At 64.4% G+C, this 12,820-nt stretch carries 13 protein-coding genes and 1 tRNA gene; 10 read left to right on the forward strand and 4 right to left on the reverse strand.

Annotation, left to right across the window (positions count from 1 at the left end):
- Nucleotides 1-175: 175 nt before the first annotated feature.
- Nucleotides 176-1,588 (reverse strand): FhaA domain-containing protein, encoded by a 1,413-nt coding sequence (locus ACFWF1_RS03220; protein WP_379283136.1) that lies wholly within the window; start codon nucleotides 1,586-1,588, stop codon nucleotides 176-178.
- A 227-nt stretch (nucleotides 1,589-1,815) separates the two neighbouring features.
- Here ACFWF1_RS03220 and ACFWF1_RS03225 point away from each other — a divergent pair.
- The 3 genes from ACFWF1_RS03225 (at nucleotide 1,816) to ACFWF1_RS03235 (ending at nucleotide 3,830) form a co-directional block, all read left to right on the forward strand.
- A tRNA-Leu gene (locus ACFWF1_RS03225) sits at nucleotides 1,816-1,898 on the forward strand.
- Nucleotides 1,899-2,483: 585 nt separating this feature from the next.
- A complete protein-coding gene (locus ACFWF1_RS03230; protein ID WP_379283135.1) occupies nucleotides 2,484-3,398 on the forward strand; it encodes an NAD-dependent epimerase/dehydratase family protein in 915 nt (304 codons plus the stop codon).
- Between the two features lie 27 nt (nucleotides 3,399-3,425).
- Complete coding sequence (locus ACFWF1_RS03235) at nucleotides 3,426-3,830, forward strand: Dabb family protein (RefSeq protein WP_379283134.1); 405 nt, start codon at nucleotides 3,426-3,428, stop codon at nucleotides 3,828-3,830.
- Between the two features lie 60 nt (nucleotides 3,831-3,890).
- On the opposite strand, the gene ACFWF1_RS03240 is transcribed toward ACFWF1_RS03235, so the two are convergent.
- Entirely contained in the window at nucleotides 3,891-4,505 is a 615-nt protein-coding gene (locus tag ACFWF1_RS03240; RefSeq protein WP_379283133.1) for a TetR/AcrR family transcriptional regulator, read from the reverse strand.
- A gap of 141 nt (nucleotides 4,506-4,646) precedes the next feature.
- On the opposite strand from ACFWF1_RS03240, the gene ACFWF1_RS03245 reads away from it, so the two are divergent.
- The 3 genes from ACFWF1_RS03245 (at nucleotide 4,647) to ACFWF1_RS03255 (ending at nucleotide 6,280) form a co-directional block, all read left to right on the forward strand.
- On the forward strand, nucleotides 4,647-5,333 hold the full coding sequence (locus tag ACFWF1_RS03245) for an SDR family NAD(P)-dependent oxidoreductase (RefSeq protein WP_379283132.1): 687 nt from the start codon (nucleotides 4,647-4,649) through the stop codon (nucleotides 5,331-5,333).
- 2 nt (nucleotides 5,334-5,335) lie between these two features.
- On the forward strand, nucleotides 5,336-5,728 hold the full coding sequence (locus ACFWF1_RS03250) for an ester cyclase (RefSeq protein WP_379283131.1): 393 nt from the start codon (nucleotides 5,336-5,338) through the stop codon (nucleotides 5,726-5,728).
- 78 nt (nucleotides 5,729-5,806) lie between these two features.
- Nucleotides 5,807-6,280 carry a YybH family protein gene (locus ACFWF1_RS03255; protein WP_379283129.1) on the forward strand — a complete coding sequence of 158 codons (474 nt, stop codon included), beginning with the start codon at nucleotides 5,807-5,809 and terminating at the stop codon, nucleotides 6,278-6,280.
- Between the two features lie 661 nt (nucleotides 6,281-6,941).
- Here the strand turns inward: ACFWF1_RS03255 and ACFWF1_RS03260 are convergent.
- The gene (locus ACFWF1_RS03260; protein WP_379283128.1) at nucleotides 6,942-7,415 is read right to left on the reverse strand and encodes an SgcJ/EcaC family oxidoreductase; all 474 of its coding nucleotides are present in this window, start codon (nucleotides 7,413-7,415) and stop codon (nucleotides 6,942-6,944) included.
- An 82-nt stretch (nucleotides 7,416-7,497) separates the two neighbouring features.
- On the opposite strand from ACFWF1_RS03260, the gene ACFWF1_RS03265 reads away from it, so the two are divergent.
- Nucleotides 7,498-7,971 carry a MarR family winged helix-turn-helix transcriptional regulator gene (locus ACFWF1_RS03265; RefSeq protein WP_379283126.1) on the forward strand — a complete coding sequence of 158 codons (474 nt, stop codon included), beginning with the start codon at nucleotides 7,498-7,500 and terminating at the stop codon, nucleotides 7,969-7,971.
- Between the two features lie 401 nt (nucleotides 7,972-8,372).
- Nucleotides 8,373-9,086, forward strand: coding sequence for a TetR/AcrR family transcriptional regulator (locus tag ACFWF1_RS03270; protein ID WP_379283125.1), 714 nt, complete (start codon nucleotides 8,373-8,375; stop codon nucleotides 9,084-9,086).
- Between the two features lie 161 nt (nucleotides 9,087-9,247).
- On the opposite strand, the gene ACFWF1_RS03275 is transcribed toward ACFWF1_RS03270, so the two are convergent.
- Nucleotides 9,248-9,859, reverse strand: a complete 612-nt coding sequence (locus ACFWF1_RS03275; protein ID WP_379283124.1) for a TetR/AcrR family transcriptional regulator — start codon at nucleotides 9,857-9,859, stop codon at nucleotides 9,248-9,250.
- An 81-nt stretch (nucleotides 9,860-9,940) separates the two neighbouring features.
- Between ACFWF1_RS03275 and ACFWF1_RS03280 the strand changes: the two genes are divergently transcribed.
- A complete protein-coding gene (locus ACFWF1_RS03280; RefSeq protein WP_379283123.1) occupies nucleotides 9,941-10,513 on the forward strand; it encodes a TIGR03086 family metal-binding protein in 573 nt (190 codons plus the stop codon).
- 846 nt (nucleotides 10,514-11,359) lie between these two features.
- Nucleotides 11,360-12,769 (forward strand): lipase family protein, encoded by a 1,410-nt coding sequence (locus tag ACFWF1_RS03285; RefSeq protein ID WP_379283122.1) that lies wholly within the window; start codon nucleotides 11,360-11,362, stop codon nucleotides 12,767-12,769.
- Nucleotides 12,770-12,820: the final 51 nt, after the last annotated feature.

The following is a 12,820-nucleotide window of genomic DNA, read 5'->3' on the forward strand; positions in this document are numbered from 1 at the left end:
TCGGTGCCGTAGGTGCGGTTCGACCACCCCCACCAGCATGCTGGTCTTGCCGGCCCCGGTTCCGGTGCCGTGCGTGTGTTGGCAGCATCATAGGGCCGTAGGTCGAATTCGATCACGATACGACCGACGAATCCTCGATGGCCAAGTCGTGACCTGCATCGCGCAGCTTACGGGATCAGACGATACGGATCAGGATCTCGGAGTGCCCGGCGCGGATCACATCCCCGTCGGCGAGCTGCCAGTCTTGCACGGGAGAACCGTTGACCAGCGTGCCGTTGGTAGAACCCAGATCGGAAAGCATCGCGGTCTGCCCGTCCCAGCGGACCTCGATGTGCCTGCGCGAGACGCCGGTATCGGGCAGCCGGAAATGCGCGTCCTGGCCGCGGCCGATGATGTTGCTGCCCTCCCGCAACTGGTACGTGCGGCCGCTGCCGTCGTCGAGCTGCAGAGTCGCCGAGTAGCCCGAGCCCGCCTGCGGGGCAGCCGGATACGCGGGCGCGGCGCCATAGCCCGGCTGCGCGCCGTAACCCGGCTGCTGCGAGTAGGCCTGGCCGTAACCACCCTGGTCATCCTGACCATAGGCCCCCGGCTCCGCGTACGTCTGATCGCCGTAACCGGGCTCCTGGTAGCCCTGCTGGCCGTAGCCCGGCTGGGCATAGCCCTGGCCTTGCTGGCCGTAGGCCGGATCCGCGTATGCCTGATCGCCATAACCTTGCTGGGCGTAGCCCTGCTGCTGGCCGTAGCCCGGCTCCTGATAGCCAGGCTGGCCATAGGCGGCAGGCTCCTGGTATCCCGGCTGGCCGTACGCGGGCTCCTGATAACCGGGTTGGCCGTACGCGGGCTCCTGGTAGCCCTGCTGGCCGTAGCCGCGATCGGCGTAGCCCTGCTGCTGGCCGTAGCCCGGCTCCTGATAACCCGGCTGGCCGTACGCCTGGCCACCCTGCTGGTAGTCGTAGCCGTTCTGGTAGTCGCCGTAACCCTGCTGACCGTCGGGCGCCGCGCCACGCGCGTAATCCTCGCGGTACGCGCCGTTCTGCGCGCCGCCACGACCGGCAGGCGGTGGGGCGTACCCGCGGTTGCGTGGATCGGACTCCGCGGGCTCACGGCTCGGGTCATAGCCTGAGTTCTGCGTCATGGGGCCAGCTCCTGGTTGCGGGTGTGCAGGTCGTTGTGGCGTGGGTCCAGGGCCTGGAGCTGGTGAAGCTCCGCGACCGACGTCCGGGTCGACCCGGCCGCTTGCCCTGAACTGTCCGGTGTGCAGCGTAGGGGATGCCTCGAACGCCACGTGTACTTCGCCGTAGGTCTGCCAGCCTTGCTCGCGGATGTAATCCTGCAGGTGTTTGGCGAACGCGCGGGTGGTGAGGTCGTGATCGGCGTCCAACTGCTGGTGATCGGAGGAATTGATAGTGATCACATAACTGTTGGGAGCCAACAGGTGTCCGCCGTCGAGCTCTTGGACATGATCGGCGGCCTCACGTTGCAGCGCCGCCTCCACCTCCTGGGGCACGACGTTGCCGCCGAACACCCTGGCGAACACATCACCGACGGCGCCCTGGAGACGACGCTCGAACCGTGAAACGATGCCCATCTCGGCCTCCCTTCGGCGAGCGTCTCTTCAGCTGATTCGTAACAACGACACACGTGTATGGCGTGTCGCGTATCGAGCACGTTCATTGCATGATATCCACGATCGTCCACACCTGTAACTCTTGGCGCGATCAGCGGGTTCCCACGCTTGTCCAGCCCCCGCGTCACAGGCCCACACAGGCGATTTCGTGCTGACGCGAGGTGCGTGATACTGTCTCCGAGTCGCTCGGGCGAGTGGCGGAATGGCAGACGCGCTGGCTTCAGGTGCCAGTGTCCTTCGGGACGTGGGGGTTCAAGTCCCCCTTCGCCCACAGTAGTAGTTCGATAAAGCCGCAGGTCAGGGGTTTTTCCCTGACCTGCGGCTTTTTTTCGTCAACCGGGTTTCTTGACTGGGATGTTGACGTGGAGGCGACGCAATGTTGACGGGGTGTGGTCGGCGTCTCCGGGGACGGCTCCCCTTTCGGTTTCTAGATGTGAATTCGTCTGCCTCCTAGCTGGTTTCGCCTTTCGGGCTGTTGCGATCAACGAGGGGTATGAGGGGACTTCATGAAGCCCAGCGGCCTGACGGCGAGCACGCAGCAGGTCGATCGCCGACGCACCGACCACGAACTTGACAGTGTTAGAAAAATCTAGCTCTGCCAAAGCGCGGCGAGTCGCAGATAGCGTCGTGACTTGTGCGACGCAACAGTGAGCAAACAGGAAACTCGACGACGTAATTGCTACGAGCCCTTAGCTCACCGACGGGGTCGCAGCGTAATTCAACGTCAAGCACCGCCGACCTGAGGCCTGCCCGGCGGCCCAGGTTCAGGCCGATCGGTTTCCGAAAAAGCTATCAGTGAACTGTGTCCCTGATCTGAAATGAGTTCGGGACGCCTCTCCATATGAAGGACCCCATCATGGCCATGCATGTCGTTATCGGCGCCGGTTCCATCGGCACGAATGTCGCTCGCCTGCTCGCCGACCAAGGCGAGAGCGTCCGCATTGTCACGCGTAGCGGCTCGGGCCCGGACTATCCGCACGTCGAACGGGTCGCCGCGGATGCTTCCGACCCGGACCGCCTGACCGAACTGGCTCGCGGTGCGAAGGTGATTTATCACTGCGCGAACCCACCTTCCTACACAATGTGGGAGCGCTTGTTGCCGCCCATTCAGAATGCAGTGATCGCAGCCGCGAAAGCAAACGGGACCGTCCTGACTATTACCGGCAGCATGTACGCTTACGGCCCGCAGCCTGGCGGCATGATGAACGAATACACCCCCATGGCCGCCACTGGACATAAGGGTCGTCTTCGTAAACGGCTGTGGGAGCAGGCCCTGAACGCCGGGATTCGCACTGTGGAGGTTCGCGGCTCCGACTACATCGGCAGAGACTCGAATGGCCTGTATTCCATGCTCATCGAGCCGGCAATGAAGTCGGGCCGAGCAGCCTGGGTGCCGGCCGATCTGGACACGCCACATACCTTCACTTTCAACGGAGACATGGCTCAGGCCCTGGTCACACTCGGAAATGACGAGCGTGCGCTGGGTCAGGCGTGGCATGTGCCGTCGCCTCCGGCCATAAGCATCCGCGAACTGGCGCGGCGCTACGCCGCCGCTGCCGGTCGGCCTCCGATCAAGCTGATTCCGATGCCACGTGCGGCAATGCGAACGGCCGGACTTTTCGTGCCAGCGGCTCGTGAGATGGCCGAAATGGACTATCAGTGGTACGCGCCGTTCCTCGTGGACGCCTCGAAAACAGCTGACCTCTTCGGCCTCACCGCCACCGACCTGGACACCATCATCACCGATCAGGTGAGCGCGACCGGGGTTTGACTCCCCACCGGAACGACAGGAGAAGTAATGATCTACCACATCAACCGCGCGAAGGCCAAGGCCGAAGTCACCCCCGAGCAAATCGAGGCTGCCTTGGAAAGCTGGCGTAATCAAGGACGGTCGAACCCGGCCGTGAAGTCCTTCATGGTCGGCCGCGATCTCGGGGGGGACTTCGACTACAGCTGTGTCTTCGTCGTTGAGGACCTCGACGGCCTCTACCAGTACCTGACCCACCCCGCGACTATCGGGACCGACCACCTGGGCCTGGCGCTGCTCGAACGCCTCGACATCTTCGACATCAGCGACGACGACGACCCTGACCTGTACGCGAAGATCGAAGAATTGCACCGCCGCCGCAGCGCCCTGAACCCGGAGATTCCCGGCATGCTTTCGGACGTTCCGACCTTCCGCGGCGCCGGCGCGAACGACTGATCCGCACGTCACGACCGGAAAGTGCATCCGCACGTCGGTCGCAGCGACCTGTCGAGGTGCTCACGCTTGCTTTGGCTGAGGCAGCGCACGCATAGCGATGTCGACGGAGGCGTGGAGGTCGGTGCGGCTGGCGCCGGCGGCGGCGTGGACGGCGTGCCCCTCGCTGAGCGCCATGACGAAGCGGGCCAACGCTCGGGGGTCAACGCCGGGCGGGAGGTCCCCTTCGGCGGCCGCACGCGACAAGCGGTCCTGGATCGCGGCCTCGGTGGCGGCGCGGCCGGCGGCCAGCACGTCGGAGATGCCGGTGTTCTCCGGCGCGCAGGCCAGGCCGCCTTGGATAGAGAGGCAGCCGGTGGGATGGCCGTCAGCGGTGAGGCCGTCGGCGCTGGAGCGCAGGAATGCCTCGATGGACGCGTATGCGGTCGGCCGGTCGAGCGCGGCGCGAGCAGTGGCCAGCTGGGTGTCGTGGTAGCGAGCGAAGGCGCGCTGGAAGAGCTGCTCCTTGCTGCCGAATGTGGCGTACAGACTAGGGCGGTTGATACCCATCGCGCTGGTGAGCGCGCTCAGCGAGGCGCCCTCGTAGCCGCGCTGCCAGAACACCTCGGCGGCACGGCCGAGGACTGATTGCTCGTCAAAGGCCCGCGGTCGCCCGGTGTTCGACACCTCAGTGCTCATCTCAACACTCTACCGCTCGGTACAAATCGTGCTCCAGCCCACTACCGATCGGTACAAAACCTTGCTACGCTGACGTCCTACCGACCGATACAAAACTCGGATCTGTAGTCAGCGACACCCTCGAATCCCTCAGGAGAAGATGTGACCGTCACGTTGATCACCGGCGCGAACAAGGGCATCGGTTATGAGACCGCCCGACAGCTGCTAGCGCTGGGCCACACGGTGTACATCGGTGCCCGCGACCCCGAGCGCGGTACGAAAGCGGCGGCTGAGCTAGGCGCGCGACTCGTACAGCTTGACGTAACCGACGACGCGTCCGTGCGTGATGCACTGACGGCCATCGACGGGGCCGAGGGCCGGCTCGACGTGCTGGTGAACAATGCGGGCGTACTGGGAAATGAGGCGCTCGACGGACCGAGCGCGCTGCGGGTGTTCGACATCAACGCGGTCGGCATCGTCCGGGTGACCGAGGCGGCGTTGCCTCTGCTGCGCAAGTCGGCGAACCCGACGGTGGTCACGCTATCCAGCAGCATGGGGTCCTTCTGGGCGGTGACCAATCCCGACCGGCCCGAGTTCGGCATGCCGCTAGCCCTTTATGCGGCGTCCAAGGCGGCCGCGACCATGCTCACCGTCCAGTACGCCAAGGCGCACACGGGCATCAAGTTCAACGCCGTCGAGCCCGGGACCACCGCCACGGACATGACCGCGGCGTTCGGCATCGGGCGCCCGGCGGCGGACAGCGCCCGCACCGTCGTGCGCCTGGCCACGCTACTCCCGGGCGGTCCGACCGGCACGTTCACCGACGAGCACGGCACGCTGGCGTGGTGACGATGACCGAGGATGATCTGCGCAGCTGGTACCTGCGCTACTTCGCGCAGCTCAACGAGCATCGGCTCGACGGGATGGATGAGTTCATCGCCGACCGGGTGACGTTGAACGGCGAGCCGGGAACCCGGGATGACGTCATCGCGGTGCAGCGCCAGGACATCGAGGCGGTCCCAGACCTGCACTGGGAACTCGACGAGATGCTGATCGATCGCGACCGCCTCGCCGTACGAGTGATCAATACCGGCACCCCGGTGAAAGAGTGGCTCGGCGTACCGCCCTCGGGTGCTTCGTTCCGGATCGTGGAGTATGCGATCTACCGGGTCCGCGACGGCCGGTTCGTTCAGATGACGGCGCTGCACAACTCAGCCGAACTGCGGTCGCAGTTGACTGCTTGACCGCATGATCCATGGCGTTCGGCGTCCGAGCAACTCTCCGATCATCCGAACTCGACTGTCACTGGAGCGACGACACTCATGTCCATCAGTTCTCCCGATCTCGGCCAGACCATCGACGCCTTCGTAGCCGCCTTCAACGACCCCGATCTCGACCTGGTCATGTCGTTCTTCGCGGAAGACGCCCGATACCTACCCGGCCGAGGCCCGGAACGCCGGGGACTCGCAGCGATCCGGGCCGAGTTCGCACCGCAGTTCGCTGGACGTTATGGGTCAATGACCTTCGACGTCTATGACAAGATCATCGACGAGGCGCGTCGCCGAGCCACCATTCGCTGGGCGTGCCGGCTGGATCTGACCGGTGCTCACGGACGCCGGGCGAGGCCGGCGCTCCGCTGGTTCGCCCGCCTCCGTTATGGCGGGCGGCTGCAATGGCATGGTCTCGATGTCTTTCACTTCGACGACGCCGGCCGCATCGCCGGCAAATACACCTACGCAACGTTCCGGCTGCCACTTTGGGAGGCGGCTCACAACACCACGCCGACCGCGTCGTGAGGCATCGAGGGGCGGGCCTCCCTCGCCATGATCCCGGCGGGATGACCAAGGTGCTCATGTCGAACGACGGGGGAAGTCCCCGCATCATCGCAAGGCCGAGAACCTGCGCCGCTACTTCACATCGTCGCCGCACGCGATGCGTGATCTCACCGCGCTGCTCGGTCCGGGAGCGACCGCCGCCGCTGAGCTGCTTTGTTTCCATATTCGTTGTTTCCTCGGCGATTGCTGAACCGACCGCTATTTCATCTGATGAGAACTCCGACTGCCTGGCACGCCGGGATTGGCATCGGCACAGTGCAGGCTCGCACGTCGGCACCTGCGAGAAGCTCGACAACCCCGCCGCTCGGTGTGGTCCAAGGTCGAACTCGACAACGTCGAGGCGTTCGGCGGCGGCACGCTGGCCTACGACGTGACGGCAGACCAGATACATCCACACATTCACGTCACCGTCGGCCTGAAGGCCCACAGCGCAACTGGCCATACCAGCCACTGCTCAGCGCGACCGTACAGTTCCTCACCGAGATGCTCGTGGTCGAGGTCGCCAGCCGCAGTTGAACCGCGTCCGCGACGCGAACCTGTTCGACGTGCCACTCCTGCGGTTCGAGGCCAGCGACAACGCATAGGCGCGATCCGCCTCGTCCGCTGACCCGCGCGGCTACCCTCACGCTGGCAGCGCGAAGCGCGAGGACCAGTCTTCGGCGCCCGGCATCGGTGTGCGCCGGGTGTTCTGAAACATGCTGATGAGCCAACCGGCCGACTCTCGGAGTATCACGTAGGTGAGGGTGGACCGTGCGCCGTTCTCGCGCAAGGACACCTCGCCACCGTCGCTGGTCCCACCGCCGATGAGCACGATCGCCACGTCGGGGCGGACGAGGCGGATCTGCGGTTCTTCCCCGAACAGGAGCACCAGCTCCGCACTGCGGTGGGGGCTCTCGAACAGGAGTCGGTGCCCTTGTTCGATCTGTGCTCGCCCCTGAAGGGTGAGGCCGAAGTTGGTCGTGTACTGCGCGTCCTGGGTGAACAGCGCCGCAAAGCCGGCCGCGTCACCCCTGTCCCACGTGTCGGACAGATCCCCAAAGATGGCGCGGATCGCTGAGAGATCGGCGTCTGAATCGGTCTGCTGGGTTGTGTTCATAGCGTCTCCATGTAGCTTACATTTATCTCGGCAAGCGAAGTATCTCGGATTTCCGAAATAAGTATAAGGGAGCGGAACCCCTATGCCTCTGCCCGCCAACGACGTCGCCCAACGCATCGCCCGCGAACTGCGACTTCTCGCGATCCACACCGTTGTCTACAGCCACCAAGCGTCGTCGGCGCTCGGACTCAGTGGCACAGAGAGTGAGGTCCTGAATCTCCTCGGGCTGGAGGGCGCTCGGACCGCAGGCGAGATCGCCCGCGCCACCGGCCTGAGCTCCGGCACCACCACCGGGGTGCTGGATCGACTCGAAGAGCGCGGCTACATCCGACGTGAACGCGACTCCGCAGACCGACGCAAGGTCCTCGTCACAGCCGACCCCGATGCGCTCACGCGAGTGGGAGCCATGTTCGACGCGCACGAACAGACCCTCTCGGCAGTACTTCGCGAGTACGAAGAAGATCAGCTGGAGAACGTCGCAGAATTCCTCGCACGACTGACCGAAGCAGCCAAGCAACACCCCTTCACCCCAGAGCCGAGCACCCCACAGCCCTAAAGAGTGCCGGCGGGTATGGATGCGGTCACGTCAGCAGCGTCCCCTTTCCGACGTATTCGGCTCACCACCCCCAGAAGACATGTCGCCGCCGGAACCCTCAACGCCGCACCCATCCCTGACCGGGGACTACGCCATATCCGTTGGTTTTTCGGCGATTGCTAAACCGACCGCTATTTCATCTGATGAGAACTCCGACTGCCTGGCACGCCGGGATCGGCATCGGCACGGTGCAGATTCGCACGTCGGCATCGCGGCGTCGAGGCCGGATGCCGAGAATCGTAGTGGCAGTGGAGGTTCAGGGCGACTTGAAAACCGGCCCCTGCCAGTCCGAGACCCCGGATGTGACACAACATGCTTTGACAGGGATATATTTTTCTAACACCGTCAAGTAGGTTCGGCTGGTGCCTACCCCCTTGCGTGACCGCCGACGAGCTGCCGCCGCCCAGGAAATTCTTCAGACCGCGCGGGAGCATGTCGCCCAACAGGGCCCGGCCGGGCTGTCCGCGCGTGCGGTCGCTCGCAGCCTCGGTATGACGGTCCAGGCCCTTTACCACTACTTTCCGAGCCGCGCCGACCTACTCACCGCGCTGATCACGCAGGCGTACGCGGAGTTGGCCGACTTTATCGAGGCGGCGATCGACCATGCCAGCGCCGACGACGCCGGCATCGACCGCTTCGTCGCCGCAGCGGAAGGATTCCGGACCTGGGCCATCGACAATCCAGGACTATTTGAACTGCTCTACGGCACACCGCTGCGCCAATACCAGGCTCCTGTCGACGGCCGCACCACCACCGCTGCCCGCCGTCTGGGTCCCCTTTTTATCCACGCGCTCTATCACGGCCTCAGCCCTGAGCAGTTGGCCACCGTGGACTTCTCGCCGATCAGCCCAGCCCTGAAGGGTCACCTCCGCGGGCTGCCCCCTGAAGCACTGGAAGCACTTCCGCCCTCTGCGGCGGCCCTATTCGTCAGCGTATGGGCACATATCCACGGCCTGATCGCTTTGGAGGCATTCGGGCACACCACCTTCATCGAGCCGCTACCCGACCTCTTCCGTGCCGCCGTCCAGAATCTGCTGGCCGATGCACGCCGCCGCATGGCCATTCCCGGCGCATGATGCCGCAGCGGCACACCTTTCCGGGCCGGCTGCGGAGATCGGCAGGACCTTAACCGGAGGCCGTCATGGCATTGGGCAGCGGACTTCGTGGCGTCACCTGCCCGCCGCCTGCCCTCGCTCAGTTAGCCCAAGCCCGGGTGACCGGTGAGCGGCTGAGTGTCTCACTTGCTGAGCAGTGCGGCGGTAAGACCCTGGTACAGCCAGTCCGCACAGCGATCGAGTGGCCATCGACAGTCGTCGGTCAGCGTGAAGTAGGACGCATTGCCGAGGAAATACCACAGCACATCCGCGGCCTCGTCCACGGTGATATCGGCACGCAACGCACTCAATTCTCCGAGTCGCGCCGCGGTAGCTCGCAGTCCTTTGCGCAGGCTCTCGTGTGCCGTCTCGACGGTCTTCCGTACAGCAGCGTCCTGGGGTGCCACAGCGGTCGCCTGACGCATGATCGGCGACCAAAGCTCGAACTCGCTTCGGGTGCCGTCCACGAGCATGCGCAGCAGCGCGTCAGGGTCGGTTTGCGCAGCGATCCGCTCATGAATTCCGCCGGCCTCCGCCGCACGCACCCCCTCCTCGATGAGCGTGTGCAGCAGGCCGCTCTTGCCGCCGACCGCTGCATAGACGGTCGGCACCGCTACCCGCGCCGCGCTGGCGATGTCCTCCACCCTGGTGGCGAAATAGCCCTGATCGATGAACAACTCCCGTGCCGCCAGCAGGATCGCTTGCCGGGTCGCTGCTGCGTACTCGGCCCGCCGGCCGGCTCCTCGTGCGTCCACCCCCTGACTGTAGGCCCTGACCGAACCATTGCTTTGATGGATGGTTATACTCAATATACCCACCTATCAGAAGGGTCATCCATGATCTACCCGGTTCTCGAAGACTTGGCGCGCCTAGCTGCCGACATCCCTGCCGAGCAGGACAAGCTGCCTACGCCGTGTGACGACTTCGACGTGATCACGTTGCGCCGCCACCTGCTCGCCTGGCTTACCTACTTCGACGCCGCCCTTACCGACCCCGCCGGCACCGACCGGCCCGATCCGTCCGCGTTCACCGGCCCCGACGACCCCGACGCTGTGATCACGCACCTCGCCGCCACGCTCCAGTCGGCCCTTGCCGCCGGCGTCGCGACAGCACAGGTAAACGTTCCGCTGATAGGCGGCACCTACCCTGGCTCCCAGGTCATCGACCTGCTGCTGTTCGAAGCGCTCGGCCACGGTTGGGACCTGGCCCGCGCCACCGGCCGGCCGTGGAACCCGAGCCCGCAAACCTGCGAGCATGCTTATGCCGTTATCAAAGGCGTGATCCAGCCGGAATACCGCGGTCCTGGCATGCCCTTCGGCGCTGAGGTCGTTGTCGATCCCGACGTGCCACCACTGGACCGGCTGGTCGCCTTCACCGGTCGCAACCCCAGTTGGACGCAGCCTCGTTAGGTTGTCCTCGTAAACCGCGATCGGCGAGCAAGGGCACACCCTCCGACGGGTAGACCCGAACTGGTTCACGCATCGGTACGCGACGCCGCTTGCCGCGTACCGATGCGTTTGGCGGATGGTGTCTTCGCGGGGACGCTGCGCTCCGGAGGGTGGTTGCTGCGCGTAAGACTCCTGTCTTGTTCATCAAGGTTCGCCGTCGCCGATGTCCTGCCCCGGCCGGAGCACCCTTCGGCCGTAACGCGATGACCATCAGGAGACAGTTGCCGCTGTGGCTTACGACCTCGGCGACAAGTCGGACGCAGGGCGACGGCGCGTGGTTGGGGGGTGATTGGTTGCGTTTTCTGTTTGGGGGACAGGGGGACTCGTGGCTTGCTTCGTGACTCGGGTTGGTGGAGTTGATTTCTCGGCGTTGGGGGTGCGGGGTTATATCCACAAGCTGTGCACAACTATCGATATCCACAAGGTGTGCATAGTGCGAAATCCGCCCAGTTGGGGTTTTTTCGGGATTTGGGGATTGTGTACATTGATGTTCTCAATTGGTGAAACGGTGTCGATTCACGATGGCGAGGGTGTTATCGGATCGGACATTTCGGGCCGGGAGTCGGGTGGAAAGGTCTCGGGCGGAAGTTGATTGGGGTTGCGTCAGAAGGGGGTTGGGGGAGGTGAGGGCAATTAAATTTGGTCTTCCTCGCGTTTCGCGTTGGATTATTCAAATGTTCATCTACGATTGCGGCGGCTCACACCGGAGTGGTCACTTCGCTAATGCCTGCATTCGTCGGGGATTTGGTGCCGCTGCTCCTGGTTACGGCTTTGTCATGCACCTCTCCCTCAGCTGAAGGATCAGGTATGAACATGTTCAAAACACGGCACCGCCGATATGGGCGGGCAACGATGTTGGCCGCGGGTGCTGCGGCCGTGATTCAAGTGGCGGCTATCGGCTTTGCCTCGGCCTGCCCGTGCGCCTCCGATGACTATGTGCCGATTCAGCCCGCCCTGACTCCGCCGGCGATGCCTGCCGAAGATCAGGTTTTTCTCAACCCGCCGCGCGAAGTGGTCGCGGCCAAGCAGCCGGGCGAGATCATTGCCGCTCGCGAAGTGCATCCCGCGTTCCAGTCGGTCATTCAGCCCGATGTCGACGCATGGCAGCTGTCCTACCGGTCGAACAACAGCCGGGATGAGCCGATCGCCGCGGTGACCACGGTCATGAAGCCGCGCGGCAAAGCGCCGACGAACCTGGTGTCGGTGCAGATCCCGGAGGACGCGGTCGCGGCACACTGTGCGCCGTCGTACGTCAGCCAGTTCTCGGCGCTTCCGCCGAACTACGCGGGCACGATGGGCCCGAACTTCATGCTGCCGATGGCCCTTTACGCGGTCACCAAGGGTTGGGGCGTCTCCATCCCCGATCACGAAGGCCTGCTCTCCGCCTTCGCCGCCGGCCCGCTGGCCGGCCGGATCACCCTCGACGGTATCCGCGCGGCGGAGAACTTCAAGCCGATGGAGCTGAAGCAGGGGCGTGACACGAAGGTCGGCCTGTGGGGCGACTCGGGTGGCTCGATCCCGACGATGCACGCCGCCGAGCAGCGCGCGTCCTACGCGCCGGACGTCAACGTGGCCGGTGTCGTCTCCGGTTCCACCGCGTCGGACCTGCGCGACCTGGTCGACTACCAGAACAACGGGCCGGCCGCAGGCACCGTGTTCGCGGGCATCATCGGTCTGAGCCGCGAGTACCCGGAACTGCAGTCCTACCTGGATCAGCACATGAACCCGCTGGGGCAGGGTCTGCGGACCGTGCACAGCAATGTGTGCCAGGGCTGGTCGGTGTCGAGCTTCCCGAACCTGAACATCAAGGGACTGTTCGATACTCCCGACATGACGCGTGAGCCGCTCCCGAGCAAGATTCTGGATCAGGTCAAGCTGGGAAATTCGGTTCCTGACCGCCCGACCTATATCTTCCAGTCGATGGGTGACTGGATTATGCCCGCCTATGCGACCGACCGACTGGTGGACAACTACTGCCAGAACGATGGGCAAATCACCTACCGACGGCTCCAAATCGGTGAGGCTTACTCGCAGGCCTTCCTGTCCGTGCCGGCAACGTATCAGTGGCTGCAGGAGCGGTTCGACGGTGTCCCGATCGGCGGCGGCTGCAATAGGCAAGATGTCGTGGCAATCGCCAAGGACGATTCCCCCGAGATGAACGAATGGGTGTCGATAGTCGGTCCCGAGTTGACGGCGGCCGCAGCCAAACCCGCCTAATTGATCGACGGGTGAGGGTGGCGTATTCGGCGCCAGGCTGACGAAGCCCGG

This window comes from Nocardia sp. NPDC060255, assembly GCF_042727395.1.
In the GTDB taxonomy this organism is placed as follows: Bacteria; Actinomycetota; Actinomycetes; order Mycobacteriales; family Mycobacteriaceae; genus Nocardia.